This window comes from Pseudomonas brassicacearum subsp. brassicacearum, assembly GCF_008801605.1.
Classification (GTDB): Bacteria; Pseudomonadota; Gammaproteobacteria; order Pseudomonadales; family Pseudomonadaceae; genus Aquipseudomonas; species Aquipseudomonas brassicacearum.
Map to the genome: position 1 here is coordinate 136,462 of NZ_VZPJ01000009.1, position 26,084 is coordinate 162,545.

27 protein-coding genes and 1 pseudogene are annotated in these 26,084 nt (G+C 60.1%); 13 read left to right on the forward strand and 15 right to left on the reverse strand.

The window, feature by feature from the left end:
* The first annotated feature begins 10 nt into the window (after positions 1 to 10).
* The 7 genes from F7R20_RS20560 (at position 11) to F7R20_RS20590 (ending at position 8,076) form a co-directional block, all read left to right on the forward strand.
* The gene (locus F7R20_RS20560) at positions 11 to 1,015 is read left to right on the forward strand and encodes a polysaccharide deacetylase family protein (RefSeq protein WP_003203742.1); all 1,005 of its coding nucleotides are present in this window, start codon (positions 11 to 13) and stop codon (positions 1,013 to 1,015) included.
* Positions 1,012 to 2,316, forward strand: a complete 1,305-nt coding sequence (locus F7R20_RS20565) for a lipopolysaccharide biosynthesis protein (protein ID WP_003203744.1) — start codon at positions 1,012 to 1,014, stop codon at positions 2,314 to 2,316. The genes F7R20_RS20560 and F7R20_RS20565 overlap by 4 nt, the downstream gene beginning before the upstream one ends.
* Positions 2,317 to 2,429: 113 nt before the next feature.
* Positions 2,430 to 4,379: a hypothetical protein gene (locus F7R20_RS20570; protein WP_049798030.1), complete on the forward strand. Its 1,950-nt coding sequence runs from the start codon at positions 2,430 to 2,432 to the stop codon at positions 4,377 to 4,379.
* A complete protein-coding gene (locus F7R20_RS20575) occupies positions 4,376 to 5,065 on the forward strand; it encodes a GNAT family N-acetyltransferase (RefSeq protein WP_003203748.1) in 690 nt (229 codons plus the stop codon). The genes F7R20_RS20570 and F7R20_RS20575 overlap by 4 nt, the downstream gene beginning before the upstream one ends.
* 5 nt (positions 5,066 to 5,070) lie before the next feature.
* Positions 5,071 to 6,246: a GNAT family N-acetyltransferase gene (locus F7R20_RS20580; protein ID WP_003203750.1), complete on the forward strand. Its 1,176-nt coding sequence runs from the start codon at positions 5,071 to 5,073 to the stop codon at positions 6,244 to 6,246.
* Positions 6,218 to 7,012 (forward strand): ChbG/HpnK family deacetylase, encoded by a 795-nt coding sequence (locus tag F7R20_RS20585; RefSeq protein WP_003203752.1) that lies wholly within the window; start codon positions 6,218 to 6,220, stop codon positions 7,010 to 7,012. Before F7R20_RS20580 ends, F7R20_RS20585 begins: the two co-directional genes overlap by 29 nt.
* 125 nt (positions 7,013 to 7,137) lie before the next feature.
* Positions 7,138 to 8,076 (forward strand): alpha/beta hydrolase, encoded by a 939-nt coding sequence (locus tag F7R20_RS20590; RefSeq protein WP_003203753.1) that lies wholly within the window; start codon positions 7,138 to 7,140, stop codon positions 8,074 to 8,076.
* Positions 8,077 to 8,395: 319 nt separating this feature from the next.
* Here the strand turns inward: F7R20_RS20590 and F7R20_RS20595 are convergent, their stop codons facing one another.
* Genes F7R20_RS20595 through F7R20_RS20620 form a run of 6 tightly spaced genes read right to left on the reverse strand, consistent with a single transcriptional unit; the run spans position 8,396 to position 14,347 of the window.
* Positions 8,396 to 10,138, reverse strand: a complete 1,743-nt coding sequence (locus tag F7R20_RS20595; protein WP_003203755.1) for an ABC transporter substrate-binding protein — start codon at positions 10,136 to 10,138, stop codon at positions 8,396 to 8,398.
* A gap of 48 nt (positions 10,139 to 10,186) precedes the next feature.
* Positions 10,187 to 10,459 carry a DUF2160 domain-containing protein gene (locus F7R20_RS20600; RefSeq protein WP_003203757.1) on the reverse strand — a complete coding sequence of 91 codons (273 nt, stop codon included), beginning with the start codon at positions 10,457 to 10,459 and terminating at the stop codon, positions 10,187 to 10,189.
* 10 nt (positions 10,460 to 10,469) lie between these two features.
* Positions 10,470 to 11,270: a carbohydrate ABC transporter permease gene (locus F7R20_RS20605; RefSeq protein ID WP_003203759.1), complete on the reverse strand. Its 801-nt coding sequence runs from the start codon at positions 11,268 to 11,270 to the stop codon at positions 10,470 to 10,472.
* A gap of 10 nt (positions 11,271 to 11,280) precedes the next feature.
* Entirely contained in the window at positions 11,281 to 12,147 is an 867-nt protein-coding gene (locus F7R20_RS20610) for a carbohydrate ABC transporter permease (RefSeq protein ID WP_003179834.1), read from the reverse strand.
* Positions 12,144 to 13,253 (reverse strand): ABC transporter ATP-binding protein, encoded by a 1,110-nt coding sequence (locus F7R20_RS20615; protein WP_003203761.1) that lies wholly within the window; start codon positions 13,251 to 13,253, stop codon positions 12,144 to 12,146. The genes F7R20_RS20610 and F7R20_RS20615 overlap by 4 nt, the downstream gene beginning before the upstream one ends.
* A complete protein-coding gene (locus tag F7R20_RS20620; RefSeq protein ID WP_003203764.1) occupies positions 13,253 to 14,347 on the reverse strand; it encodes an ABC transporter ATP-binding protein in 1,095 nt (364 codons plus the stop codon). Before F7R20_RS20620 ends, F7R20_RS20615 begins: the two co-directional genes overlap by 1 nt.
* A 307-nt stretch (positions 14,348 to 14,654) precedes the next feature.
* On the opposite strand from F7R20_RS20620, the gene F7R20_RS20625 reads away from it, so the two are divergent.
* On the forward strand, positions 14,655 to 16,505 hold the full coding sequence (locus tag F7R20_RS20625) for a sigma-54-dependent Fis family transcriptional regulator (RefSeq protein WP_003203766.1): 1,851 nt from the start codon (positions 14,655 to 14,657) through the stop codon (positions 16,503 to 16,505).
* Between the two features lie 465 nt (positions 16,506 to 16,970).
* On the opposite strand, the gene F7R20_RS20635 is transcribed toward F7R20_RS20625, so the two are convergent.
* On the reverse strand, positions 16,971 to 17,483 hold the full coding sequence (locus tag F7R20_RS20635) for an anti-virulence regulator CigR family protein (RefSeq protein ID WP_003203767.1): 513 nt from the start codon (positions 17,481 to 17,483) through the stop codon (positions 16,971 to 16,973).
* A gap of 129 nt (positions 17,484 to 17,612) precedes the next feature.
* Between F7R20_RS20635 and F7R20_RS20640 the strand changes: the two genes are divergently transcribed.
* On the forward strand, positions 17,613 to 18,824 hold the full coding sequence (locus F7R20_RS20640) for an MFS transporter (protein ID WP_003203768.1): 1,212 nt from the start codon (positions 17,613 to 17,615) through the stop codon (positions 18,822 to 18,824).
* A 234-nt stretch (positions 18,825 to 19,058) separates the two neighbouring features.
* Complete coding sequence (locus tag F7R20_RS20645) at positions 19,059 to 19,265, forward strand: hypothetical protein (RefSeq protein WP_027912993.1); 207 nt, start codon at positions 19,059 to 19,061, stop codon at positions 19,263 to 19,265.
* A gap of 53 nt (positions 19,266 to 19,318) precedes the next feature.
* Here F7R20_RS20645 and F7R20_RS20650 read toward each other — a convergent pair whose 3' ends face one another.
* The 3 genes from F7R20_RS20650 to F7R20_RS20660 all read right to left on the reverse strand — a co-directional run bounded on the left by F7R20_RS20650 (position 19,319) and on the right by F7R20_RS20660 (position 21,192).
* On the reverse strand, positions 19,319 to 19,627 hold the full coding sequence (locus F7R20_RS20650) for an AzlD family protein (RefSeq protein ID WP_003203770.1): 309 nt from the start codon (positions 19,625 to 19,627) through the stop codon (positions 19,319 to 19,321).
* The gene (locus F7R20_RS20655) at positions 19,624 to 20,334 is read right to left on the reverse strand and encodes an AzlC family ABC transporter permease (RefSeq protein ID WP_003203772.1); all 711 of its coding nucleotides are present in this window, start codon (positions 20,332 to 20,334) and stop codon (positions 19,624 to 19,626) included. The genes F7R20_RS20650 and F7R20_RS20655 overlap by 4 nt, the downstream gene beginning before the upstream one ends.
* A 93-nt stretch (positions 20,335 to 20,427) precedes the next feature.
* Positions 20,428 to 21,192, reverse strand: a complete 765-nt coding sequence (locus tag F7R20_RS20660) for a sulfite exporter TauE/SafE family protein (RefSeq protein WP_003203774.1) — start codon at positions 21,190 to 21,192, stop codon at positions 20,428 to 20,430.
* A 233-nt stretch (positions 21,193 to 21,425) separates the two neighbouring features.
* Here F7R20_RS20660 and F7R20_RS20665 point away from each other — a divergent pair, with 233 nt between their 5' ends.
* On the forward strand, positions 21,426 to 22,340 hold the full coding sequence (locus F7R20_RS20665; RefSeq protein ID WP_003203776.1) for a LysR family transcriptional regulator: 915 nt from the start codon (positions 21,426 to 21,428) through the stop codon (positions 22,338 to 22,340).
* A gap of 238 nt (positions 22,341 to 22,578) precedes the next feature.
* On the forward strand, positions 22,579 to 23,007 hold the full coding sequence (locus F7R20_RS20670) for a DUF2628 domain-containing protein (RefSeq protein WP_003203778.1): 429 nt from the start codon (positions 22,579 to 22,581) through the stop codon (positions 23,005 to 23,007).
* Between the two features lie 100 nt (positions 23,008 to 23,107).
* On the opposite strand, the gene F7R20_RS31695 is transcribed toward F7R20_RS20670, so the two are convergent.
* Positions 23,108 to 23,260, reverse strand: a complete 153-nt coding sequence (locus F7R20_RS31695; RefSeq protein ID WP_167780664.1) for a hypothetical protein — start codon at positions 23,258 to 23,260, stop codon at positions 23,108 to 23,110.
* 168 nt (positions 23,261 to 23,428) lie between these two features.
* Here F7R20_RS31695 and F7R20_RS20675 point away from each other — a divergent pair.
* Positions 23,429 to 23,797 (forward strand): annotated as a pseudogene (locus F7R20_RS20675) (aminoglycoside phosphotransferase APH(3')); the annotation flags it as partial.
* A gap of 240 nt (positions 23,798 to 24,037) precedes the next feature.
* Here F7R20_RS20675 and F7R20_RS20680 read toward each other — a convergent pair.
* The 4 genes from F7R20_RS20680 to F7R20_RS20695 form a co-directional block, all read right to left on the reverse strand.
* Positions 24,038 to 24,319 (reverse strand): hypothetical protein, encoded by a 282-nt coding sequence (locus F7R20_RS20680; RefSeq protein WP_003203782.1) that lies wholly within the window; start codon positions 24,317 to 24,319, stop codon positions 24,038 to 24,040.
* A 183-nt stretch (positions 24,320 to 24,502) separates the two neighbouring features.
* Positions 24,503 to 24,871 carry a hypothetical protein gene (locus tag F7R20_RS20685; RefSeq protein WP_003203784.1) on the reverse strand — a complete coding sequence of 123 codons (369 nt, stop codon included), beginning with the start codon at positions 24,869 to 24,871 and terminating at the stop codon, positions 24,503 to 24,505.
* A gap of 148 nt (positions 24,872 to 25,019) precedes the next feature.
* Positions 25,020 to 25,427, reverse strand: coding sequence for a hypothetical protein (locus F7R20_RS20690; RefSeq protein ID WP_003203785.1), 408 nt, complete (start codon positions 25,425 to 25,427; stop codon positions 25,020 to 25,022).
* A gap of 119 nt (positions 25,428 to 25,546) precedes the next feature.
* Positions 25,547 to 25,996 carry a PACE efflux transporter gene (locus tag F7R20_RS20695; protein WP_003203787.1) on the reverse strand — a complete coding sequence of 150 codons (450 nt, stop codon included), beginning with the start codon at positions 25,994 to 25,996 and terminating at the stop codon, positions 25,547 to 25,549.
* Positions 25,997 to 26,084 lie beyond the last annotated feature (88 nt).

The window sequence follows — 26,084 nt, forward strand, 5'->3', positions numbered from 1 at the left end:
AGTACGGCCGATGTCGATCAAACAAGTCTTCAAGCGCACCGGCGGCTGGCTGTACCTGAACACGTCCCTGGGTCGCCATCCATTGCGTGGCGCCGGCGTCATACTGATGCTCCATCGCGTGCTGAACAACGACCGTGCCGCCGAACTGCCCCATCGCAACGAGCTGTGCGTGGGGCCCGAAGCGTTTGAACATCTGCTGATCTGGCTGCTACGGCATTTCGAGTGTGTGCCGCTGATGAGCTTGTTGCTGGCCGACCCTGAGAGCGTTCCGAACCGCCCGCGGGTCGCCCTGACCTTCGACGACGGTTGGCGCGACAACGCCATGAATGCCTTTCCGTTGCTGCGCCAATACCAGGTGCCAGCGAGTATTTTCCTCTCCACCGATTTCATCGGCAGTCGCCAGCACTTCTGGTGGGAAAGCATCGGTGAAACCCTCTGGGGCAGCCATGGCCAGGTGGCACGGCGCTCATTGATCGAGCACTTGCAGCACGTCGGCCGACCGTTGCCGGTGCTGCTCGATGACATCGACGACGAGCGCCGCAGCCTGGCGCTGCTGCATTACCTGCAGAGTCTCAAGAGTCTCGATGCACACACGTTGAGCGACCTCACCGACGCCTGCCCGCAGGGTTCCCAGCCCCAGGCCCTGGACTGGCCCCAGGTACGCATGCTCGAAGATTCCGGGCTGGTCCGCTTCGGCCCCCATGGCGCCAGCCACGCGATCCTGACCGGGCTGGATGACCAGCGCCTGCACGAAGAACTGACGCGCAGCTGGATCGCCCTGGAAAACGGCTGCGCCCATCCTTTGCCGGTGTATTGCTACCCCAACGGCGATCACGATGCCCGGGTACGCCAACAGGTGGCGGCCCACGGTTTTGCCTTCGCCCTCGGCACCGAGGCGGGGCTGTATCGCAACGACGGTGACCCGCTGAACCTGCCGCGTTTCGGCGTCAGCCAGAGCAACGCCCACCACCCTGAATTACTGGCCTGGCGCATTCGCCGAGGAACACGCCCATGAGCCGCGCTCATTACCTCAAGCACCTGGCACTGAGCATGGGCACGCGCCTGGCGATGATCGGCCTGCGCCTGCTGCGCAATGTGCTGCTGGCGCGGATTCTCGGACCCAGTGAACGCGGGCTGTTCGCCTTGCTCAGCACCCTGCCGGACCTGATCAGCGCCGCCACCAGCGGTGGCCTGAATTCCGCCGTGGGTTATCAGGCGGCGCAGCAGCGCTCGATGGGTCTGCTGCTCAGCCAGGTGCTGGTCTTCGGCTGCCTGTTGGCTGGCTTGTTAACCTTGCTGGTGGTGGCGCTGGTGCGCGAGTTCGGCGGCGAACTGGACATCGCCACGCAATTGGGATTGCTCGCCTGGTTGCTGTTGCTGGCCGTGCCGTTGACCGTGCTCAAGAGCGGTCTGCTGACGATGCACAATGCTTGCGGCGGAGTGGGCGCCTTCAATGCCTTGCGCCTGATGGAATCCCTGGCGCCCCTGCTGCTGTTCGTTGCACTGTTCTGGATGTGGAAAGACGCCGCCCTGGAAGCGGCGCTGATCAGTTGGCTGGCCGGCTTGAGCCTGGTGGTGCTGGCCGGTTGGGTGTGGTTGCGCCGCGATCATGTGGTCACCCTGCGCTGGGATCGCACCGGTCAGAACGAATTGTTGCGCTACGGTGCCCGCAGCCACCCGGACCTGCTGTTCCAGCAAGTGCTGCTGCGCTCGGACTTCCTGTTCATCGGTGCCCTGCTGGGCAGCACGGCCCTGGGTCACTACGCCATGGCCAGCGCCGCCGCCGAACTGCTGCTGATCGTGCCCGAAGCTGTCACCACGCCGCTGATGAAACGCCTGTTGCAACAGGACAGCGACATGCAGCGCCTGACGCCCCTGGCCCTGCGCCTGACCGCCACGGTGATGCTCGGCGCCTGCCTGAGTATGGCGCTGATCGGTCAATGGTTGATCGTTACCTTGTTTGGCGCCGCCTACCAGCCGGCGTATCCCGCCTTGCTGGCGCTACTGCCGGGGCTGTTCGGGCTGTGCTACGCGAGCATCCTGCGCCTGGATCTGCTGGGCAAGAACCGCCCCGGCACGGTTTCGCTGTTGATGGGCGTGGGCGCAGTGCTGAACCTGGCGCTGAACCTGATCCTGATTCCCCGCTACGGCATCGTCGGGGCCGCCGCCGCGTCTTCAATCGCCTACCTGGGCGTGACCGTGGCGCTGCTGGCCATGTACTGCCGCCTCAGCGGCGTGGCGCTGTGGCAGACACTGATCATCCTGCCCAGCGACTTGCTGCCGATGCGCCAGATGCTGTTGGGGAAATCGGCATGAGTGTGGTTGCCTGCCAAACCGCCATCGCGAGCAAGCTCGCTCCCACAGGGGTTGCTGATTGCCCTGTGGGAGCGGGCTTGCTCGCGATGGGGCCGATGCAGCGTTGGTGGAAAATGGCTGCTGGCCTGTGCCTCTGGAGCCTGGCCTTCTTGGCCCAGGGCGCGGCGATGCAATGGACCGGCATCCGCGACGGCAGCCTGTACCTGCAGACCGACCGTCCGGATTACGTGACCGTGCGCTGGGTCCCGGCCTGGCAGGCCAACGCCAATTCAGAACACCTGTACCTGCTCAACGGCCAGGGGCGCCTGGTGGGTGAGCGCTTGATCAAGGCGACCCAGGAACGTGGCGAGCAGCAGTGGCCCTTGCTGCCGGGAGCCGCCAGTTATCGACTGGAAATTCCCGGCTACAGTTTCCGCCGCTACACCGTCGAGCACGACGCCCGTACCCAAGCGATGTTCGCCCCGGCCAAGGTGCATTTCAGCGCTGAAACCCATGACGGCGATGAGTTGTACTTCAAGGTCGCCCCCGGTGAACAAGCCGTGCTGGCAGGCAAGTTCCACGGCGGTGTGCGCAGCCTGCAAGCCCGGCGCGTCGCCGATGGCAAACAGGTGCAGCTGAACCTCAAGCCATACCCGGCCTATTGGCAGTTCGATCAGGTCGCCCTGCCCGTTGCCAACGTCGAGCAAACCTGGCGTTTGCAGTTGCAGGGCAACGGCAAGGCAGCGTTCTGGCTGGACGGCACGGCGAACCTGTTCGCCCAGACCGCTGAGCACCTGCAGCCGCTGCGCCAGGACCCGGGGCAGGCTCACCTGAAACTCTATGGCGACGTCCTGGGAACAACCCCGAAACTGGGCATTTCCCTGCCCTACGCCATGCCCCCGCCCTCTGCCTACCCGGTAATCGATACCCTCAAGCCCCAGGCCGCCACTTATTACAGTTTTGTCGACGTCACCGCTGCCAAGCCGGACCACGAAGATAGGTTCCGGCGCCTGTACCAGGACCGCTTCGGCATTACCCGGGACATCACCCTGCTGGCCGGTAGCGCACGCAAGGCCGACCTGCAGGCCGATCGCGTCAGCACCAGCGGTTTGCAGGCCTGGCTCAAGTCGACTCGCGCCATGGACGGCAAAGGCCTCCACTACCTCAGTTTCGCCGATGAGCCGAACCTCAACTACCCGGACTTCGCCAGCTTCCAGCAGGTGTTCAAGAGCATGGCCAGCCAGGTTCGCGCCGACCCCGCCAACACCCGCGCCGGGGTGCGCATTGCCATACCGGCCAGCTCCCGGTTCACCAATGGTCCCCTGGCGGAAAACGCCGCTGATCGACGCGGGATCGACTGGGCGCGACGCTTGCTGGCCGAGTCCAGTGACCAGATCGACGCCCTGGCCTGGCACGAATGGATGATCCGCGACCTGCTGGCGACCCGGGTCTATCGCAACAGCGTGCGCCGCGCCGCCGACCTGGTGGGCCTGGACAGTAACGGCCGGCCGCGCAAGGCCTTGTTGCTGGATCAGACCAACATGTCCAGCGGCTCTAGCCTGAGCCCCTACGACCAGGAAACCCATTACGCCGCCCTGTGGTGGACGTCCGTGGTGATCAATGCCTCGGCGGACGGTTGGCTGGACATGCTCAACTGGTTCCAGTCCGCCGACGAACCGGAGTACCCAAAAGGCATGGTGCGAGTGCTGGACAACCAGCGCTTGGAACTCAAGCCGGTGGGGCTGGCCCAGCAATTCATCCAACAGCATTGGCTCGAACAGGTGTTGCGCCTGGACAACGACGCCTTTGAAGTCGACGTGCTGGCCATGGCCACCGACGCAAGACGCGGCCTGCTGGGCGTGAACAAAAGCACCCGCCCGCAACAGGTCAGCCTGGACGGCGTGCCCTGCCCCCAGGCGAAAGCCGAGCTAGTGTATTTCGGCCCCGACAACCATAGCCTCAGCGCCCCGTTCAACTGCGAGGCCGGGCAGATCCGCTTTCTCCTGCCAGGAGAAAGCCTGTTTGCCCTGAGCTGGACCGCTCCCGTTTCCCCCCAACCCGCCACCCGTCAGGAGGCACCATGAACGTTCTGCAGAAATTGCGTGACCGCATTCAGAAAAAAGGCCTGCGCGCCGTCTTCAAACAGCTGCTCAGACGCTACGTGTTTCTCCACTCGAAACTGGTGTGGCTGGAACACGATGTGCGCACTCCACTGCCCCCGCATAACCTCAAGGCCTACCCGCCGATGCGCCTGGAGTTCATCACGGTCAGCAATGCCGACGCTTTTGCCCGGTATTTCGGCGACCGCGTCAAAACCATGCGCGAACTGGCCGCCGAAGGCTACACAGGCTTGATGTACCTGGATGATCAAGGCGACACCGTGGGGTTCGCCTGGGGCAGTACGCGAGACTATTTCGACCGCCATTTCTACCAATGCAACTTCCCGATCAAGCCTGGCGAGTACTTTCAGTTCGGTGGCGAGGCGATTCGTAAATACTGGGGCTCCAGTATATCGGCGGACATGCAGCTGGAGATGTGGAAAGTCATGGCGGACAAAGGTTGCAGCACGATGGTCGATGTCTGCGACTTGCAAAACATCCCGGCGATCAAGATGCACCTGCGCATGGGCTTCCAGGAGCGCGGCAAGATCACCCACATGTATCGACTGTTCGGTCGCTGGCGTTTTTTCCACGACACGCTTTACAACGGCTCGGCATTGGACGCCTTTCGTAAACCGGCCCAGCCGGTTGCTTCGACTGCAGCGGCCTGACCCCCATGGCGATCCGGTTCCAATGGTGTCGCTCCCTGGGCGCCGAGGACTTTCCCATGACAGCTTATGAACAGCTGCGAACCCAGGTGCCCGACGCTACGCCCTTCAACACCCTGGCTTGGCTGCAAGCGGCGGAATTCGCCCTGCTGCCGGACCAGCAGCTGCACGTGTTGCTGGGCTGGCAAGACCAGACACTGTGCCTGTGCCTGCCCTTGGTATCGGGGCGTGAGCGTATCGGCGGGCTGCGGTTCCGGGTGTTGCGTCACTTGGGTTATCCATTGGCCGACCGCATCGCCTTGATGGTGCGCCTGGACGCCGAAGGCATGGGGCAGGCGCTGACGCAGATCCGTCAGCACTTGCCCCACGCACTGCTGCAATTGAATGAAGTGATCGAGCCGGTCGGTGAGCAAAGCGTCCTCAGCGCCTGGATGGCACTGAGCTCCACCGGGGAGCGCCGCCTGAGTTGCCGGGTGCCAGTGCATTTGATCAGCGACAATGACCATCAGGAAATCTCTGGCGACCCACGCTACAAGTTGCGCCGGGCCCGCAAGCGGATCGCTGCCTGCGGTGCCGAGATCCTCCGGGTGAAACCGGACGCCATCAGCATGGGCCAGCTGTTGCGGACCCTCGCCGATGTCGAGGCGGCCAGTTGGAAAGGCGAGGAAGGCGTCGGCATCTTCGCCGACCCCGGGCGCCGGCAATGGATGAACCTCGCCTTCACCGCCCTCGCCGCCCAAGGCCTGGTGCGGGTGGTGATGCTGGAGCTGAACGGCGAATGCATCAGCTATCGCCTCGGCCTGCTGGACCAGGGGCGGCTGTACGACTACAACCTGGCGTTCCTGCCGCAGCATGCCGACCTGGGCAGCGGCCGGGTGTTGCTCGAGGAGTGGATTCGCTGGGGGCTGGACGAAAACTGGCGCTGGATCGACGCATCACGGGTCAGCCTGGAGAACTCCAGCCATCAGTTACACGAACGCATGACCGGCCAACTGGAACACTGGCGCTGGAGTTTCTATTCATGGCAGCCCGGTGGTTTGCTTCTGGGATTTGCCTTGCGACTCTGGAAAAGCTTGAAGCCATGGTTTGGCAAACGCCGAAGCAAACCGACCGCGACGACGGCATCGTCCCCCCCTAAAAACCAGGAGAAGACAGATGCCGCGTCAAGTGATCGTCAACGCTGACGACTTCGGGCTCAGCCTCAGTGAGAACGCGCTGATCCTGCGGGCCTTCGAGACCGGCGTGATCAGTTCGGCCACGGCCATGGCCAACATGCCGGGTTTCGAGCAGGCGTGTGAAATGGCCCGGCAACCGCTGCTCAACGGCCACGTTGGCCTGCATTTCAACCTCAGCTACGGCCCGCCGCTGGGCCAGGCGATCACCTCGCGCCCGGTTTTTTGCGACGCCAATGGCCAGTTCGACCTGAACCTGTCGCGTTATTGCCTGCGCCTGGGTTCAAAGGATCTGGCGGCAGTGGAAGATGAACTGCAGGCGCAATGGCAACACTGCCTGGACCGCGGCCTGCGTCCCAGCCATCTCGACTCCCATCAACATGTGCACAACATCTGGCCCATCGGCGAACTGGTGGCCCGCTTCGCCGCCAGGCAAGGCGTGCCCATGCGCCTGGCGCGCAACCTGGGGGCGAACTTGACCCCGCCCAAGCGTATCTTCAAAACCCTGTTCAACCGGCGCATTCGCAGCCTGTGCGGTGCGACAGCGGACTACGTTTGCACCCCGGCCGACCTGGACTACGCCGCGCCACCGGCATATGGCTCGCTTGAGGTCATCGTGCATCCGATGCAACTGGACGAGGATTTTGGCGATGCCAGCCTGAGGCCAGGCGAGTCGTTGACCCAAGTACTGAACAAGCGCCTGGCGGGCGTGCCCAAGGTCGCGTACGGCCGGACCGCGCAGGTATTGACGCTGGTTGAGTATGGGGATGTGCACTGACAGGGACGCGGTGTATACCTGTGGCGAGGGCGTTTGCTACCTCGCCACGACCGTCCGAAATCCCTGCGCCGCTTTCGGAGAATCTGCTACAAGGCATCTTCAGTTTCGAGTAGCGAATTGCGTCGATGCCTTTACCTTTATTCTCTCGCCTTCGGCGGCGCTGGCTGGCCTTCCTTGTCATGAGCGCAATGGTGGTCGGGCTGCCGGTGGGCTGTGCAGTGCTGCAGCATAAGGAACGCGAGCTGGTCTTTCGCATCGAGCCGGGGACCGCGAGCTGGTTCAGTGGGCTTCCCAGCGGCGTGCAGGAATTCGATCTCAAGCCCAAGAGCTTCAAGGCCGGGGAAAATATCCACGGTTGGTGGTGGCCGGCCGAACGCAAGAATGCGCCGGCCATCCTGTACTTGCACGGTGTGCGTTGGAATTTGACCGGCCAGTTGTTTCGTATCCAGCAACTGAGGGCGCTGGGCTATTCGGTGCTGGCTATCGATTACCGTGGCTTTGGCAAAAGCCATGGGGATCTGCCGTCGGAAGCCAGCGTCTATGAAGATGCGCGCATCGCCTGGGAACGTCTCAAGGTACTGCAACCGGACCCGGCCCTGCGGCTGATCTACGGTCATTCTCTGGGCGGTGCCGTCGCGGTGGATCTCGCTGCGCAGTTGGGCCAGGAGGCCGCGAAGAATGGTGCTGCCCAGGTCCGAGGCCTGGTCATCGAATCCACGTTCACCTCCCTGGGCGATGTCGCCACCGCGATGGCGAATACGTCCCTGCCGGTGCGCTGGTTGTTGTCGCAGAAATTCGACTCCATCGACAAAATCGGCGAGATCAACATGCCGCTGCTGGTGGTGCATGGCTCTGCCGATCGCTACGTACCGCCGCGCTTCAGCGAGCAACTGTTCAACGCCGCCCGGGAGCCCAAGCGCCTGCTGCTGGTGCCGGGGGCCACGCATAACAACAGCATGAGCCTGGCGGGCAAAAACTACCGGCAAGCGCTGGACACGTTGATGAAAAACAAGCCATCGCCCATGGCCGAACGCCCCCAGGTAAGCTCGGCCAAGGCCGGCTAACGCACAGGTCCCCGGCTGACACCCAATACCTTCATTGACTGTCACACCGCTATCGCGAGCAAGCTTTGCTCCCACAGATCGCCCTCCACACAGTTCTTTGGTTGTTTACAGGATCAGTGCTCACTGCCGATCCCTGTGGGAGCCGAGCTTGCTCGCGATAGCGGTGGGTCTGCTTGCATCAATGCTGAATGTGCCACCGCCTTCGCGAGCAAGGGATTTGTGGTGTACGCGAGGTCTGTGAGCGACGCGGAAAAACTGTGCAAGCGCACGCAAAAAAAAACGGCACCTTTCGGTGCCGTTCGTTTTCACGCTTGGGGCTTTACTTGCGTGCTGCCTCCCACGATTTCAACAGCTCGGTGTAGCTCACGGTTTCACCTTTAGGCTTCTCGTTCGCCAGTTTCGGCTTCGGTGCACCCGGTTGGTCGAACCAGTATTGCGCGTCGCGCTCGGGGTTCATTTTCGGGGCGCAGGTGGCTTGGGCCTTGGAGCGTTCCAGGCGCGTCATGATCGCATCCTGGTCCTTGGCCAAGCCATCGAGGGCCTGCTGCGGGGTCTTCTCGCCGCTGGCGGCTTCGGCGATGTGGCTCCACCACAGCTGCGCCAGGCGCGGATAGTCCGGCACGTTGGTCCCGGTCGGGGTCCATTGCACGCGGGCCGGGCTGCGGTAGAACTCCACCAGGCCACCGAGTTTCGGCGCCAGGTCGGTCATCGCCTGGGAGTTGATGTCCGACTCACGAATCGGCGTCAGGCCAACGATGGTCTTCTTCAGCGACACGGTCTTGGACGTCACGAACTGCGCATAGAGCCAGGCCGCGAGTTTCTGTTTCTCAGGCGTGGACTTCATGAATGTCCAGGAACCCACGTCCTGATACCCCAGCTTCATGCCCTGCTCCCAATACGGACCACGTGGCGAAGGTGCCATGCGCCATTTCGGCGTGCCATCGGCGTTCACCACCGGCAGGCCCGGCTTGGTCATGTCGGCGGTAAACGCGGTGTACCAGAAAATCTGCTGGGCGATGTTGCCTTGGGACGGTACCGGGCCGGATTCGGAGAAGGTCATGCCCGCCGCTTCCGGCGGCGCGTACTTCTTCAACCAGTCCACGTACTTGGTGGTGGCGAACACCGCTGCAGGGCCGTTGGTATCGCCGCCACGGGTGACGCTGGAGCCGACCGGATGGCAGTCTTCGACGCGAATACCCCACTCGTCCACCGGCAGACCGTTGGGCAGGCCCTTGTCGCCGCCGCCAGCCATGGAGAACCAGGCATCGGTGAAGCGCCAGCCCAGGGAGGGGTCTTTCTTGCCGTAGTCCATGTGACCGTAGATACGCTTGCCGTCGATTTCCTTGACGTCTTCGGAGAAGAACTTGGCGATGTCTTCATAGGCCGACCAGTTCACTGGTACGCCCAGCTCGTAGCCGTATTTCTCCTTGAACTTGGCCTTCAGCTCCGGACGCTCGAACCAGTCGGCACGGAACCAGTACAAGTTGGCGAATTGCTGGTCGGGCAACTGATAGATCTTGCCGTCCGGCGCAGTGGTGAAGGAAATACCGATGAAGTCCTTGATGTCCAGGGTTGGCGAAGTGTAGGCCTTGCCTTCGTTGGCCATCAGGTCGGTGATCGATTCGGTCTTGCCGTAGCGAAAGTGCGTACCAATCAGGTCCGAATCGTTGACCCAGCCGTCATAGATGTTCTTGTCCGACTGCATCACCGTCTGCATCTTCTCCACCACGTCGCCTTCTTGCAGCAGGTCGTGGGTCAACTGGATCCCGGTGATTTCGGTAAAGGCCTTGGCCAGTACCTTGGACTCGTATTCGTGAGTGGTGAGGGTTTCCGACACCACGTTGATCTTCATGCCGCGAAACGGCTCGGATGCCTTGATGAACCATTTGAGTTCTTCAAGCTGCTGGTCTTGCGTCAAGGTCGACGGTTTGAATTCACTGCCGATCCATTTTTTTGCGGCGTCTTCATAGGCGTCGGCCCAGGCCGCAGCACTCAGCCCGCTGAGTGCCAGCATGGCTGCCAATGAAACGCTATGTCGCAGCTTATTGTTTTTATTGAACATAGAGACCTCCTGTTTGGGTTTAAGAGCCTGATCGGCGAACCTTCGCGACTAGCCCCACCGCATCACTGCCAACAGCCACACCCAAGACAACGCGAACGCTATCCAGATGCTCCAGTCGGTGGCGCCGATTACCAGCAGGTGCAGGTAGGCGCTACCGAGAAGACCGATAAACAACCGATCGCCACGGGTCGTGGTAATCGGCAGGAAACCACGCCGAGGGATGCTCGGCGAACGCAACTCCCAGGTGGTCATGCCTGCCAGAAACAAGGCGATAACCCCGAAAAATACCGCCGTGGGGACGGTCCAATTCATCCATTCCATCATCGACTCCTCAGACTCGGCCCAGGGCGAAGCCCTTGGCCACGTGGTTGCGAACGAACCAGATCACCAGCATGCCCGGCAGGATGGTCAACACCCCCGCCGCCGCCAGCACGCCCCAGTCGATACCGGACGCCGACACCGTACGGGTCATGACCGCCGCGATCGGCTTGGCATTCACCGAGGTCAACGTCCGGGCCAGCAACAGCTCGACCCAGGAAAACATGAAGCAGAAGAATGCCGTGACACCGATGCCGGAGCCGATCAACGGAATGAAGATCTTGGTGAAGAACTTGGGGAAACTGTAGCCGTCAATGTAGGCGGTCTCGTCAATTTCTTTCGGCACCCCGGACATGAACCCTTCGAGGATCCACACCGCCAGCGGCACGTTGAACAGGCAGTGGGCCAGGGCCACGGCGATATGGGTGTCGAACAACCCGATGGACGAATACAGCTGGAAGAACGGCAGCAGGAACACCGCCGGTGGGGCCATGCGGTTGGTCAGCAGCCAGAAGAACAGGTGCTTGTCCCCCAGGAACCGGTAACGGGAAAACGCATAGGCCGCCGGCAACGCGACGCACAGGGAAATCACCGTGTTCAGGCTCACGTAGTACAGCGAGTTGAGGTAACCGGTGTACCAGCTCGGGTCGGTGAAGATCACCTTGTAGTTGTGGAACGTGAAATCCTGCGGCCACAAAGTCAGGCTGCCAAGGATCTCGGTGTTGCTCTTGAACGACATGTTCAGCAGCCAGTAGATGGGCACCAGCAGGAACAGGATGTAGATCAGCAGGGGTATCAGCTTTCTCTTGCTCATCGTGCGGGCCTCAACGGTTGGCGTCGGAGTGCGTCATGGCGGTGTAGAACAGCCAGGACACCAACAGAATGATCAGGAAGTACACCAGGGAAAACGCCGCCGCCGGGCCCAGGTCGAATTGGCCGATAGCCATCTGCGTCAGGGTCTGGCTGAGGAACGTGGTGGCGTTGCCCGGCCCGCCGCCAGTGAGTACGAACGGCTCGGTGTAGATCATGAAACTGTCCATGAAGCGCAGCATCACGGCGATCAGCAGCACGCTCTTCATCTTCGGCAACTGGATGTGCCGGAACACCGCCCAGCTGGAAGCCCGGTCGATCCGCGCGGCCTGGTAGTACACGTCCGGAATCGCCCGCAGCCCCGAGTAGCACAACAGCGCTACCAACGAAGTCCAGTGCCAGACGTCCATCACCAACACGGTGACCCAGGCGTCCATGGTGTTGGCCGCATAGTTGTAGTTGATGCCCAGGCCATTGAGGGTGGAGCCCAGCAAGCCGATGTCGGCGCGGCCGAAAATCTGCCAGATGGTGCCGACCACGTTCCAGGGAATCAGCAGCGGGATCGCCAGGATGATCAACACCAGGGACGACCATTTGCCCTTGGTCGGCATGGTCAGGGCGATGGCGATGCCCAGGGGGATTTCGATCAGCAGCACGCACGCCGAGTAGATGAACTGGCGCAGCAGCGAGTCGTGCAGCCGTGGATCGAGCAGCACCTGCTTGTACCAGTCGGCGCCGACGAAGTAGCGGCTGGACTGGTCGAAGATGTCCTGCACCGAATAGTTGACCACGGTCATCATCGGGATCACGGCACTGAAGGCCACCAGCAGGAACACCGGCAATACCAGCCACCAGGCCTTGTTGTTCTGCACCTTGTTCATGGCTGCACCTCACTCAACGGTTCCAGCAGGTATTCATCGGCATAGACCATCAGCCATTGGCCCGGAAAACTGATGTACGCGGTGCCTTCGGGCACTGGCTTGTCTTCGGCCAGGCGCACTTTCAGCGGTACGCCATCGAGGTTGAGGGTCAGGATCTTGTAGGTGCCCAGGTCTTCGACGTGGACCACGTCAGCGCGCATCGCATCGTCGTAAGGGCCGTCCCAGACATGCACGAACTCGGGACGGATACCGACCTTCAGGCTTTTGCCCTGGGCTTCGGCGACCCGACGTTGCAAGGTTTCGGACAGAGGCAAGTGAGTCGAGCCGAAGCCGACGCCACCGGGCTGCGCCGTGACCTCGATCAGGTTCATCCCCGGGCTGCCAATGAAGTAGCCGACAAAGGTGTGGCTGGGGCGCTCGAACAAATCCCGAGGCGTGCCGAATTGCACGATCTGGCCGCCGTACATCACGGCGATCTTGTCGGCGAACGTCGAGGCTTCCAACTGGTCGTGGGTGACGTAGACCATGGTGATGTTGAACTGCTCGTGGATCTGCTTGAGCTTGCGCCGCAGTTTCCATTTCAGGTGCGGGTCGATCACCGTCAGCGGCTCGTCGAACAGGATCGCCGACACATCGTCGCGCACCAGCCCGCGGCCCATGGAGACTTTCTGTTTTTCGTCGGCGGTGAGGTTGCGGGCCTTTTTGTCCAACAGGTTCTGCAGGTCCAGGACCTCGGCGATTTCCTGCACCTTGGTGTGGATCCTCGCCTCGGCCATGCCCTGGTTGCGCAGCGGGAATGCCAGGTTGTCGAACACGGTCATGGTGTCGTACACCACCGGGAACTGGAACACCTGGGCAATGTTGCGGCGCTCCGGGGTCAGCTCGTTGACGACCTTGCTGTCGAACATCACCTGCCCTTCGGAAGGGCTCAGCAGTCCGGAAATGATGTTGAGCAACGTGGACTTGCCGCAGCCCGAAGGCCCGAGCAGTGCATAGGCGCCGCCCTGCTCCCAGATGTGGTTCATCTCGCGGATCGCATAATCCTCGGGGCCCGCCGGCGTGCTGGTGTAGCTGTGGGCGAGGTTCTGCAAACGAATTTCGGCCATCAGGCAACCCTCGCGATACGCTGCCCTGGGGCTTGGACCAGCTTGCCCTGGGCGTCGAAGACAAACAGTTTATGGGTCGGAATGTAGATGCGAATCGGCGCATCCACGTCGTACTCATGCACCCCTGGCAAGTGCAACACCAGCAGGAAATGCTCGTTGCGCACGTGCAGGAAGGTCTCCGAGCCACTGATCTCGGCCACCTCGACGGTCACGGCCAGTTCGAGGTCGTCGTCGTTGCTCGGCACCAGGGAAATGTGGCTGGGGCGCACGCCAAAACGGAACTCACCCTCGCCCACCGGGCGCAGGTCGACGTTCAGCGGGAAGTGCACGAAATTGGCGAAGCTCACCTCGTTGCCGGCGATGCGTCCCGGCATGAGATTGATCGGTGGTTCGGAGAACAATTCGGCGGCCAGCACGGTTTGCGGCTGGTGATACACAGAGGACGATTTGCCGCTCTGGATCACCCGGCCCTCATGCAGGATCGTGGTGGTGCCACCCAGGGCCAACGCCTCGTTGGGCTCGGTGGTGGCGTAAACGGCAATGGTGTGGCGGGCCTGGAACAATTCGCGCATTTCCTGGCGAAGCTCTTCACGCAGCTTGTAGTCCAGGTTCACCAGCGGCTCGTCGAACAGGATCAGTTCGGCGTCCTTGACCAAGGCCCGGGCCATGGCCGTGCGCTGCTGCTGGCCGCCGGACAATTCCAGCGGGTGACGCTGCAGGAATTTCTCGATGCGCAGCATCCTGGCGGTTTCCAGCACCTTGCTCTGGATCACCTCGTTGGACACACCGGCCTGGCGCAGCGGCGAGGCGATGTTTTCGAAAACGGTCATGGTCGGGTAGTTGATGAACTGCTGATAGACCATCGACACGTTGCGCAGCCGCACCGGGCGCTTGGTGACGTCGACGCCGTTCATCAGGATGCGGCCGCTGTCGGGCTTGTCCAGCCCGGCCATCAGGCGCATGAGGCTGGTCTTGCCGGACAATGTACGGCCCAGCAAAACGTTGAAGGATCCGGGTTCGAAACTCAGATTGGCATCGTCGATCCAGGTCTGGCCTTCGACGGTGCGACAGATGTGCTCAAGCTTTAATGACATGGCTCGGCCTTTTTATTATTGGAGTCAAGCGACCCGAGTTAGAAAGCGAAAGCCGTGCCAGAAACCACAACCTATTGATCTGTTTAAAATTTCTATTTATCCGTAGGAAAAAGACGTTCGTTGATGAACACAAGTGAACAATCAGGAATGAACAACTGAACAACGAGCGGGTTGACAATGAACAATTTTGAACAACACTGAACCAGTGGGAGCGAGCCAATTTAAGTAGTGTTTGGATCTGCCCCAGCACAAGGAGTCTGTGCGAGACTTGCCACAACAATAAAAACAGCTCCTGCGAGAGTGCCCCATGGCCGCACCTGCTCCAGCCTTGTCTCACGAGGCAATCATCCAGGCCTCCTGGTCCCGTTGCCGTGCCTTCGGCCTGAACCATCAAAGCGTGCCGGCCTTCGACCAGTTGCCCGCCCAAGGCATCGCCCAGTTGCTGGAGAGCCAGCATTCACTGGTGCAGACCACCCACCAGGAAGTCCTGCCGTACTACGAAAACATCCTGAGCAACTCCAACTGCCTGATCATGCTGGCCGACAACCAGGGCCAAGTGCTGACCTCCTGGGGCACCCAGCGCTTCATCGAACCGAAACTGGCCCATGGCTTCAGCGCCGGGGCGAGCTGGATGGAGCGCTGCACCGGCACCAACGCCATCGGCACCGCGCTGGCCTGCGAACAGGCGGTGCACATCGAGCACGATGAACACTTCCTCAAGGCCAATCGCTTCATGACCGGCTCCGCCGCGCCGATCTTCGATGCCGAGCGCAAGGTCATCGCCGTGCTGGACGTCTCCAGTGACAGCTACCTGCCGCCCTCCCATACCCTGGGCATGGTCAAGATGATGAGCCAGACCGTGGAGAACCGGCTGATCCTCAACCTGTTTCGCGGTGAACACTTTCAACTGACCTTCAACACCGGCCTGAACAACCTCGACAGCCAATGGGCCGGGCTGCTGATCTTCGATGAGAGCGGCCAGGTCCTGTCCGCCAACCGTCGGGCCGACAACCTGCTGGGCCTGAGCCTGTCGCGGGTCAGCATCGAAAGCCTGTTCAAGGTCTCGCTGCTGGAACTGCTGAACCAGCCCGACGGCCTGCCGTTCGCCCTGCAAGCGTCCGGCAGCAATCGTTTCCAGTGCTTGCTCAGGCGCCCGAGCCAGGTTTCTATCAAGGCGCGGGTCTTTACCGAGCCCGCGCCCATGCCGACCTCGGCTCCTGCCTCCCATGTCATCAGCCTCAACACCCTGCACTTCGGTGACAGCCGCGTGGAGAAAGCCGTGCGCCAGGCCGAGCGCTTGCTGGAGAAGGACATTCCGCTGCTGATCCACGGCGAGACCGGCGTTGGCAAGGAGGTCTTCGTCAAAGCCCTGCACCAGGCCAGTTCGCGCTGCAAGCAGCCGTTCATTGCCGTCAACTGCGCAGCGATCCCCGCCGAGTTGGTGGAATCGGAATTGTTCGGTTATGAAAAAGGCGCCTTCACCGGCGCCAATCAGAAAGGCAGCATCGGCCTGATCCGCAAGGCCGACCGGGGCACGCTGTTCCTCGACGAGATCGGCGACATGCCCCTGCCGACCCAGGCCCGGCTGCTGCGAGTCTTGCAGGAACGTTGCGTACAGCCGGTGGGCAGCGCGGAGCTGTTCCCGGTGGACATCCGCATCATCTCCGCCACCAACCGCTCGCTGCGTGAACAGGTGCAGTTGGGGCGGTTTCGCGAAGACTTGTACTACCGCATCGGCGGCCTGACCCTGGAACTGCCACCGCTGCGCGAACGCAGCGATAAACAGGCCCTGTTCAAACGCCTGTGGGAACACCACCGCGAACCGACCCAATGGGCCGGCCTGAGCCGCGAGGTACTGGACCTGTTCGAGCGCCATCCATGGCCGGGCAACCTGCGACAGGTCAGCAGCGTGCTGCAAGTGGCCCTGGCAATGGCCGAGGAGCAGCCGATCCGCCCGGAACACCTGCCCGACGACTTCTTTGTCGACCTTGAAATGGAACCGGTGGAAACGCCTGAGCCGCTGACGGTGGACCTGAACGATGCCGAGGACCTGAACCGTCAGTTGCAGGCAGTGGGCGGGAATATTTCACACCTGGCGCGACGGCTGGGGGTCAGCCGCAATACCTTGTACAAACGCTTGCGGCAACTGGAAAGCTGATACGAAACCTGTGGGAGTGGGCTGGCTCTTGTTGATTGAGTACATATCCGTTGCTGCGGTAACGGCCACTTAGGGTTCCGCCCTGACGGCGAGTCACTTTCGAAAAGCCCGGAAGCCGGCCCAGTCGAAAGTAACCAAAGCGCTACATGCCCCACCACTCGGTGCCTCGCTTAGGCTCGGCATGCCTGAACGAAGGCATTGCTCCGTGGGCCCGCCGCGATCAACGTCCGACGCGAGGCGGCCTGACAGCCGGCCTGACTCTCCCGGTCGTACACCCATCAGACCTGTGGGAGCAAAGCTTGCTCGCGAGGCGGCCTGACAGCCGACCTGGCTCTCCCGGTCATACACCCGTCAGATCTGTGGGAGCAAAGCTTGCTCGCGAGGCGGCCTTGCGGCCGGCCTGACTCTCCCGGTCATACTCGCTCCCACAGGTGTTTTCGCTTAACTGATTGGCATTACTCCGACTTAGTCGAACGCACCATTGAGCACTTCATAGATGATGCCAGTGGCGATCGCCACCAGGATCAGGTCCGTGCCGACCTGTTGCCACTCATAGCCGTCATAGTGCGGCAACCGCCCCAGCAGTCGCCCATCGAGCTTTTTGGCGATACCGGGTGGCAACGGCTTGCCTCGTGCAAGATTTTTCTGGATGCCTGGCGGCAACGCCGGGCCGGGGCTCCAGTAATCGCGATAACCGCCAATCACACCGAGGATGCCGCTGCGGTCGAGGCTCGGGCCGTTATGCCAATCGCCGCCGCCACCACCTTGGTTGCCTTTGCCGCCCTGGTTACCCTTGTTACCGGGATTTCCTTGGCCGCCCTTGTTGCCCTGCCCGCCTTTGCCTCCCTGTCCGTGGCCAGGACCTTGATCGAATTGAGCGTTTCCCTTGCCGTTGCCCGGGTCCGCGACAACAATGCCAGGGCCAGCCGCCAGGGCGAAACAGGTCACTGCAGCAACCAACGAGCGCGATTTGAACATGGCAGTTCTCTCAAAAAAGGGATGACCCCTGTAAAGATATAGAGACTAACGGTGATATTAGTTCCATATCACGCTGAGCGCCGTTTGCCTGGACCGGATAACACCTGAACACAGCAATCAAGGAGTTTCATGCGCAAGGATTACCTGGCTTTTTTCGTCTCGATGTTCCTCTCCCGGTTGGCCGACCAGATTTTGCTGTTCATCGTCCCGCTGATTGTTTTCCAGACCACCAACAGCGTCGCCTGGGCAGGCCTGGCGTTCTTCGTCGAGTCCTTGCCACGCTATCTGGCGTTCCCCATCTGCGGCGCGCTGTGCGACAAGTTTTCGCCGATTCGCATCCTGCACATCAGCCAGGTCTATCGCGCCGTCGCCTGCGGGGTGACGGTCGTGCTCTATGGTGTCTTCGGCGGTATCTATTGGATCGTCGCGCTCTCGACCCTGTGCGGCGTGCTGACCACGCAGGGCATCATGGCCCGCGAAGTGGTGATGCCGTACATCTTCAAGCACTACACCTACACCAAGACCCTGTCCTACTCGCAAATCGCCGACCAGACCGGCTTGGTACTGGGCCCGCTGATCGCTGCGCTGCTGCTTGAGGTGTGGGCGTGGCACTGGGTGGTGCTGGCGATTGCCGGGCTGTTCCTGCTGGCGGACCTGGCGATGCTGTACTGGCAGCGCATCAGTTCGGTCACCCTGGAAACCTTCGAGCAACATCACGATCTCTGGCTGAACCCATTGCGCATTGCCTTAGGCCACATTCGCAACCTGGCGGAACTGAAAAAGATCATCAGCCTGGCAGTGGGCGTCAACCTGATCATCGGCGTCACCCTCGCCACCTCGGCGGCCATGGTCATCGGCCATTACGGCGCCGACAAGGATGACTACGCAGGTTTACAGGCAGCCGGTGCCGTCACCACCATCCTCATCCTGTTTCTCCTGGCTCGGGTCACCTTGCCCTTGAAACTACTGGGTGCCCTCTCCTACACGCTGATTGCCGTCGGCGCCTTCATCACCGCCCTCAGTCCGAACACAGGGGGCTACGTCGTCGGTTTCTTGCTGATTGTCGGTTTCGACAAAATGTTCAACGTCTACTTCCGCACCCTCCGCCAGCAAGTCATTCCGCCCCAGGACTTCGGCAAGACCGTCGGCGTCATCACACTGCTCAACAACCTGTCGCAACCGCTCGCGGGCCTGCTGGTCGCGGTGCTGGCCGCGCCGGTTGGAACGCAGCAGGTGATTCTGCTGTTGGCGGTTGCCACCAGTCTGATCGGAGCCGCAGTGGTTGTGCTGCACAGGCATTCGACATACCGATCAAGCGTCTACAACGCCGAGACCGACTGACCCTATCGGGGGGGGCCGGATTGTATTATCAGTGACTTATTGTTGAGGCATGGTTGCAACGTTGCCGACGTCAATGCACGTCTGTCCGCCATTCGTCACCTGTCGAGTATCGGGGCCAACAGGCGGCCACGTCTGGCTCAGGGTTTGCACTGGCCTGTCTCAGCAGCCAAGAACGACGTAATTCTGACGCGGCGGCAAATTAATCAATGCTTGGTCAGCAAACGGAGATGTACTGTGTCAACTCTCAACGAAATCGCAGCGAATCACGCGAGAATGGCAAAGTTAAAGGAAGAAGAGTCGATGCGGCTGAGTGCGCTTCAGGGTCAGGTGGTGGGGAGTTTTGAAATTCCACCCATCGAGGCGCCACAGGAGATGTCGCTGCACTTCATGACGGGCGTACAGGATCACTCGTTTGGGGAAGCGGCGGCGCTGAGTTTTTGACCTGGGTATTGATGGGGTTTCGTCGCTCGCTTGTTCGCGGGCGACTCGACCTTTCAGAACTGCCTGGCTAAAGCAGCTGCAAGTATGCCGGCCGCAATTGCCGGCAGCGGTTTTTTCAGTGTCAGCATGACGATTGCCGTGGTCAGCAAAGCCAGGCGCGCGCCGTTGTCACCTTTAACCGCCAGCGGAGCCAACACCGCCACCAACACCGAACCGGACATGGCCGTGATGAACTGCTGCACCCGATAGTTGATCGGCACGAACGACATCACGAAAACACCGCCCCACCGAGTCGCCAATGTCACTGCGGCCATTATCAATATGACAACCAGGGTGCCGTAACCCGCCGTTTCAATGCTCATTGTTTTTTCTCCATCCACAGCGCGCCCAGAATGCCCCCCGCCAAAGCGCCGACCACGACATGACTGTTCGCCGGCAAGTACCAGTAAGCCAACAGCGATGAGCAGGCCGCCACGGTCCAGATGATGAACATGCGCAGGTTTTTCTTCCCGCCGACGACCATCGCCAACAAGAAACAGCCCATCACCATATCGAGCCCGAAACTGACCGGGTTCTCAATGGCGCTGCCAAAATGAAGCCCCAGCCAACTGCCCAGGATCCACGCGACCCAGAGTGCAATGCCGCCGCCGAATAAAAGCCCGAGCCCCGGCTTGCCACGACTGAACGCCTGCATCGCCATGGCCCAGTTGGCGTCCGAAACAACCAGCATGACACCGTAGCGCTTGGCAACGGGCAGCTCCCGCAGCCACGGGTAAAGCGTCGCGCCCATCAATAAGTGCCGGGCGTTGATGGCGAAGACGGTGATCATCAGCGGAACGACCGGCACTTGCTGGCCCCATAGGTCCAGCGCGGCAAATTGAGAAGCGCCGGCAAAAACCAGCGTGCTCATGAGCACCGCTGACGTATCACTCAAGCCCGTTTGCGCAGCCGCCAGGCCGAAAGCAACGCCGAACACGACGACGAAAAGAGAGATGGGGATCAGCTGTTTGAAACCGTCGTAGATGTGATTCAACGTCAGCGCGTGCAGGTGGGGTTCAACATTCGACAAAACAGGGCCTCTTCTGAATATCTGCGGGGCAAAAACCGAGAGTATGGGGCTGAATCTGCTTGCCGAACACTTTTTGGCGGGGCAATGGGCAACTCAACCCGCCGAGATCAGGTCATAGGACAGCTTGCTGATCAGGATCACCAGCAGCACCAGGAACAGCGCGCGGACAAAGGGCACTCCCTTGCGCACCGCCAGCCAGGTGCCGGTCAGCGCGCCAAAGATATTGAACAGCGCCATCGGCAGCGCTACCAAGTAGAGCACGTTGCCGCTCGGGATAAAGAACAGCAGCGCCGCGACATTGGTGGCGATATTCACCAGCTTGGCCGACGCCGAGGCGTGCAGGAAGTCGAAGGCGAAGCAGCGAATGAACAGGAAGATCAGGAAGCTGCCGGTGCCCGGTCCGAACAAACCGTCGTAGAAACCGATGGCGCCACCGATCAGTACCGCCAGCAGCTTCTCCTTGGTGCCGATGCGCATGGGCTTGTGCAGGCTGCCGAAGTCCTTTTTCCAGAAGGTGTAGATCGCCATCAATATGATTAGCACCAACACCGCCGGGCGCATCAGTGCCTGCGGCACGATCGATACCGTCGCCGCGCCAGCGAAGGCCATGACAAAGGCCGCGCCAGCGGCAGGAACCACCAGGCTCCAGTCGATCACCACCTTGCGCAAGAACGAGCGCGCAGCAAAGGCCGTGCCGCAGGCCGCCGCGACCTTGTTGGTGCCGAGCAGCGCTGCGGGCTGGGCGCTGGGCAGCACATTGAACAGTGCCGGGATCTGGATCAGGCCGCCGCCGCCGACGGCCGCATCGATCAGGCCGGCGGCGAAGGCGAAGACACATAGCAGGACGATATCGAACATTGAATCAGGCTCTGGCAATAAAGGGGTGGGTGGTCGAGAGGGGGGCTTTTGGCACCCGCCATTCGTGGGTCGCTTCACCCGCAAGAGCGGTTGCTTTTCTGAGTGTTTCATCCAGCGTCGACATATCCATCGCTCCTGTTTAGCTACGTCCTTGTGCTGAGAGCGGGAAGGCTAACGGAAAGGGCTTTTTTGTGTTGCAATGTCATATTGTGAAAAGTGCAATGAGGTAGCCGGTGGCGCTGGATATGTTGGCTGATCTTGAAGCCTTTGCGACGGTGGCCCGCAAGCGCAGCTTTGTCGTCGCAGCCCGCAGCCTGGGGCGCTCCCCCAGCTCGCTGACCCGCGCCATTCAAGGGCTGGAAGAACGCAGCGGGGTCAAGCTGTTCAATCGCTCGGCCAATGCCGTGACGCTGACCGAGGCCGGCGAGCGGCTACTGCCCCACGCCTACAGAATGCTCGATCTGCAACGTGAGGCGGACGAGGACCTGGCCGGGCTCAGCGGCCTGGCCACCGGCTGGATCCGCTTTTCCGCACCGCAATCCTTCGCCCACACGGTGATCCCCGGGTTGATCGCCCAGTACAGCCAGCGTTATCCCGATGTCAGCGTGGATGTGATCTTCACCGATGCGGCGGTCGATCCGGTCAAGGGCAAGCTGGACTTTTCGATTCGCGGCGCCTTTCCACAATCCAGCGACCTGATCGGCTACCCGCTGTGGAGCTATTCGCGCTACCTCTACGCCAGCCCTGGCTACCTGGAACGATGCGGGCTGCCGGCTTCCATCGAGGCGCTGGAACAGCACGCATTGATCCTGCACACGGCACCGCGGATTCTCAAGGAATGGAATTTTCGTGGGCCGGGCCAGGCCGGCAGCTTTCGCGTGCACCCCAAGTTTCGCTTCAGTTCCGGCGCGGCGGTGTTCCAGGCTGCGCTGGCCGGTGCCGGGATTGCCCGCCTGGCCGACTGGCTGGCGGAGCCGGAAGTGGCGGCGGGACGCCTGGCGCGGGTGTTCCCCGAGTACAAGCTGACCTCCAGCACAGGTGAAGACCCGCGCATGCATGCGGTCTATCCAGCCGGCAACCTGCCGTTGCGGGTCAAGAACCTGCTGGACATGATCCGTGTCTACGGAGACAGCGTCAGCCGCTCCTGAAAGTCGGCCGGCGCCCCCGTTGAAAAAAATAGAGTGAAGCACGTCACAGACCAGGCGACCGCTCAAGTGGCCAGTGCGGAATGTTCCACACCAATGACCATAAAACGGCAAAATAAACACCTCAGGCGATTCACTCGCGCCCTTTGTCAAAGATCAAAGCAATCAATGCGCTAGAAACAGAGCACAGGATTTCTTGGAAGAAAGAAAAATTACTAATGGAAAGCAGGAGCCTTGCAAAATGAGCACAACTGAACAAGTACAAAGCACGGGTAAATACAGCGCCAAGTGGCAGGAACGCTTTGACTTCTTTGAAACCTATGGTGCACCAAACGACCCGCGCTACAAGGAAGCCGTCAAGACGCTGCCAGGCGTCAAGAAGAAAATCCTCATCAACGCCAACGTGATTGCGTTTTTCTTCGGCCCTATCTACCTGTTCGTCCTCGGCCTCTGGAAGAAAAACCTCGCCCTGCTGGGTATTTTCCTGGCGATCAATATCGCATTGAGCGTGATTTTCGCAATCCTCGGCATGGAGTTTCCTCGGCCGTTGAGTACAGGCCTGAGCATTGCCCTGTCGATGATGTACGCACTCATGGCCAACTACGCCTACTACCTCAAGGAAGTGAAAGGCGAGCAAGGCTGGAACCCGTTCAAAGGCATGCGTCTCTGATTGCAGGCTGGGGTCATCAAGAGCCCGCACCTCATCATGAGTGTGCGGGCTTGTTGTTTCTGAGGGTTAAAAATTCTTGGGGAGCAGCATCAGCCGATGCTCAACTGCCTCTATGAGCTGAATGTTGTTTTTTTACACCATCTTTAGCCTTTCGCTCGAAATAGGCATGAACAAACCACAGTGCCAGGGCAAACCCGGCAAAGCCAAAAATGAAGAGCAACACCTCTATTGCAGTACCTTCATGAGAAAACATTGTGTTCACCTCATCCTTAAGTGGGTTGATCGAAAATCGCCACGCTTGAAATTTCTCGTAACAATCCAAACATTTTCAGGGTAGTCGGCAACACCCTGTGTGGCAACCCTCAGCCCGGCATAAACCCCCGGTCTAGACGAGTCGCCGACCAATGACACCTGCACCGCCAAGGCCCGAGTTCGAATGGAAGCCCGGCTTGTCGATCAGGAGGAATTGGACGAAGAGCACAGGGGACTCTCCCCCGCCCTACTCTTTGAAAGATTGCTAAACCGTCAACCAGCCGAACAAGATCTCGTCGTGACCCACGGCGACGCGTGCATGCCCAATATCATCGTCGATGACGGTCGTTTTACGGGTTTCATTGACTGCGGTCGGCTGGGCGTCGCGGATCGATATCAGGACCTGGCGCTGGCAACTCGGGACATTGCCGAGGAGTTGGGAGAACAATGGATCGCGCCGTTTCTGCGGCGATACGCAGTGCTCGAAGCCGATCAGGATCGAATTTATTTTTATCGGCTTCTGGATGAGTTCTTCTAGCACCGGCACCCGGTTATGACTGACGATCAGCAACAACCAGGCGCAATGTCACATCGCTCATAAAGACCGGGCAGATGATTCTCAGATTTATTTCCCAGGCAACCTCAACTGATCCAAGCAAAACGGCTCTCCCTTTCAGGAAAGCTTCAGCGCAGCGAAGCACTGGAATCCCCCCTTTCTTCCCGATCCATGCATTCGATTGGAATCGGTTAATAACCATCGGGACCGCTAATGCTAACGTTACCGCCGAGGGCAGCCTATCTTGAATGTCCGAATAGATAGCGCTTCATTACGCGCATCTTTTTCGTTCTGAGCCTTCATGGTGAAGCTACCGTCCTGGTAGCTGCGAGCCATAGCCTGGTTATTCTTGTCGATCTCGGCGTAGATGCGAGCGCACTCGCTGGCTGTTGCTTCAGGAGTCGTTGGCAGGGGCGCATTCTCGATATCGAGAACGTACTGAGATTTCTGATAGGCGCAGCCGGTCAGGGCCAAGAGAGCAAGTATTGCGAGGTTTTTTTTCATGAGATTTCCATATCGTAAATTGAGGACTCACATCCGGTAGCGGATCAATAGAGAACCCTGCGGCTTTCCTCGTACTGGGAAACCGGGCACCGACCACGATTATGAGTCTCCCCATAATCAAGGTCTGTTCACGTTTGCCCTACCCACACCAATTTTCAACTGCAAACGCGTTGAGCTATTGACCTATTCAACGACCGAACGGCTGTTGCGCCAGAACAGGTACGCCAACCCCACCGGCGCTACGAAAATCGCGAACGACCAGCACATGGCCATGGTGAAAGCCTTCACCATCAGCATGAACAGTGCATTCACGAAAAAAACATTGTTGCCCATGATGTAGCCGACAACGCTTTCGTAGACGAACCGAGAGTACGGATAAAGCAAAGTATTGATGATCGCCAACACGATCAGCCCAGGCTTCGCACCGATTCCTGCGGGGCTGTTGGCCGCCAGGGAGATGATCATCACTGTAAACACCAGCCCAAAAAGAAACTGGCGGATGTAGTAGCTGGTCGTAAGACCGCCAAAAGTCTTGGCGAAAAATGAGCGCATAAGAGATCCCTCTGGAATGCTGGTTTAAACGAGGCGCCACCCTATCAGCTTCATCCATTCACGCAAGATCAAACAGGCTCAGGCCAACGAGTGGATGTCCCATTACGGAAAAAACGTCGCCGATAAGGCAATCTCACGTCAAATTGGCTTAACCACGAATGCGGCGCTCAGTGAAGTCATAATCTTCCTGACAATCGCCGGCAGGGTCTGACGCCACACTTACGTAGTGCACCGTGTCGACATCGATCAACTTGTACGCGTAGACATCTGGCATACGCACGCCATCGGTTCTCAATTCATTCTTGCCATTGGCAGCGGACCAGGTGCCATGTTCGGTTTGAATTGGCTGAGTCTGTTGGGCATCCCGGAAAAAGGTGATGGTGAAACGACCGTCGGGCTTGAAGTCATTTTTCCAGGAGAGGAACTGGCATTTGCCGTTTTCTGCCCGCAGGCCTTTCCATGAACCGATCAAGGATGGGTCGTTGGCCGACTTGTTGGCGGCGCAGCCAAGGAGAGTTGCAGCCAGGACGAGGACCAGGGAGAAATTCCGTTTCACGTAGTACTTCCTTGTTCAATGAAATGCGGCGCGTTGCGAATGCCCCGAGTCGTGCCAAATTGTAACGACTTTCGGCCAGGAATAACTCACTGCCTCCCATACAAATTCCTGCAACTGACTCAACGGGCGTTGGATACAGAACCCTGATCGGCCTGCGCCGAAAGCGGAACATCAAACACTCGATCAAACAGCCATTGAAAAACCAGCGAGTAAAAAAAGAAGAACACAAACAGTCCCAGATTGGTCATCAGCGCCAGCCATAGACTGATACCTAGCCACGCAGCAATCACCGGGGTAAGAATCAACGTCAAGCCGCCTTCAAATCCCAGGGAGTGAAGCAGCCGTCGCTGCCAGTTGCGATGGCGACTGGATTGGCGACGTTCCCACCACTCGAACAGGCCGTTGAAAAGCATGTTCCAAGCCAGCGCGACGGCAGAAATCACCAGCGACAGCAGAGTTGAATAGCCCATCCCTTGTTCGTAGGTCAGCGCGAGCGCCGGGGCCACGAACAGCACGCCGCCGGCTTCGTAGAGGATGGCCTGAAGGATTTTACGGGGCGTGCCTTGCATCGCTGGGCTCCTGGAGCGAGGTGGGAGACCACAGCCTGGCAAGTTGAGCACCCGCGCACAATTGAGCTAAATTGAGCCACGCTCAACC

Coding starts and splice junctions, on each gene's coding strand:
- F7R20_RS20560 (WP_003203742.1), top strand. CDS start 11: ATGTCGATCAAACAAGTCTTCAAGCGCACCGGCGGCTGGCTGTACCTG.
- F7R20_RS20565 (WP_003203744.1), top strand. CDS start 1,012: ATGAGCCGCGCTCATTACCTCAAGCACCTGGCACTGAGCATGGGCACG.
- F7R20_RS20570 (WP_049798030.1), top strand. CDS start 2,430: ATGGCTGCTGGCCTGTGCCTCTGGAGCCTGGCCTTCTTGGCCCAGGGC.
- F7R20_RS20575 (WP_003203748.1), top strand. CDS start 4,376: ATGAACGTTCTGCAGAAATTGCGTGACCGCATTCAGAAAAAAGGCCTG.
- F7R20_RS20580 (WP_003203750.1), top strand. CDS start 5,071: ATGGCGATCCGGTTCCAATGGTGTCGCTCCCTGGGCGCCGAGGACTTT.
- F7R20_RS20585 (WP_003203752.1), top strand. CDS start 6,218: ATGCCGCGTCAAGTGATCGTCAACGCTGACGACTTCGGGCTCAGCCTC.
- F7R20_RS20590 (WP_003203753.1), top strand. CDS start 7,138: ATGCCTTTACCTTTATTCTCTCGCCTTCGGCGGCGCTGGCTGGCCTTC.
- F7R20_RS20595 (WP_003203755.1), bottom strand. CDS start 10,138: ATGTTCAATAAAAACAATAAGCTGCGACATAGCGTTTCATTGGCAGCC.
- F7R20_RS20600 (WP_003203757.1), bottom strand. CDS start 10,459: ATGGAATGGATGAATTGGACCGTCCCCACGGCGGTATTTTTCGGGGTT.
- F7R20_RS20605 (WP_003203759.1), bottom strand. CDS start 11,270: ATGAGCAAGAGAAAGCTGATACCCCTGCTGATCTACATCCTGTTCCTG.
- F7R20_RS20610 (WP_003179834.1), bottom strand. CDS start 12,147: ATGAACAAGGTGCAGAACAACAAGGCCTGGTGGCTGGTATTGCCGGTG.
- F7R20_RS20615 (WP_003203761.1), bottom strand. CDS start 13,253: ATGGCCGAAATTCGTTTGCAGAACCTCGCCCACAGCTACACCAGCACG.
- F7R20_RS20620 (WP_003203764.1), bottom strand. CDS start 14,347: ATGTCATTAAAGCTTGAGCACATCTGTCGCACCGTCGAAGGCCAGACC.
- F7R20_RS20625 (WP_003203766.1), top strand. CDS start 14,655: ATGGCCGCACCTGCTCCAGCCTTGTCTCACGAGGCAATCATCCAGGCC.
- F7R20_RS20635 (WP_003203767.1), bottom strand. CDS start 17,483: ATGTTCAAATCGCGCTCGTTGGTTGCTGCAGTGACCTGTTTCGCCCTG.
- F7R20_RS20640 (WP_003203768.1), top strand. CDS start 17,613: ATGCGCAAGGATTACCTGGCTTTTTTCGTCTCGATGTTCCTCTCCCGG.
- F7R20_RS20650 (WP_003203770.1), bottom strand. CDS start 19,627: ATGAGCATTGAAACGGCGGGTTACGGCACCCTGGTTGTCATATTGATA.
- F7R20_RS20660 (WP_003203774.1), bottom strand. CDS start 21,192: ATGTTCGATATCGTCCTGCTATGTGTCTTCGCCTTCGCCGCCGGCCTG.
- F7R20_RS20670 (WP_003203778.1), top strand. CDS start 22,579: ATGAGCACAACTGAACAAGTACAAAGCACGGGTAAATACAGCGCCAAG.
- F7R20_RS31695 (WP_167780664.1), bottom strand. CDS start 23,260: ATGTTTTCTCATGAAGGTACTGCAATAGAGGTGTTGCTCTTCATTTTT.
- F7R20_RS20680 (WP_003203782.1), bottom strand. CDS start 24,319: ATGAAAAAAAACCTCGCAATACTTGCTCTCTTGGCCCTGACCGGCTGC.
- F7R20_RS20685 (WP_003203784.1), bottom strand. CDS start 24,871: ATGCGCTCATTTTTCGCCAAGACTTTTGGCGGTCTTACGACCAGCTAC.
- F7R20_RS20695 (WP_003203787.1), bottom strand. CDS start 25,996: ATGCAAGGCACGCCCCGTAAAATCCTTCAGGCCATCCTCTACGAAGCC.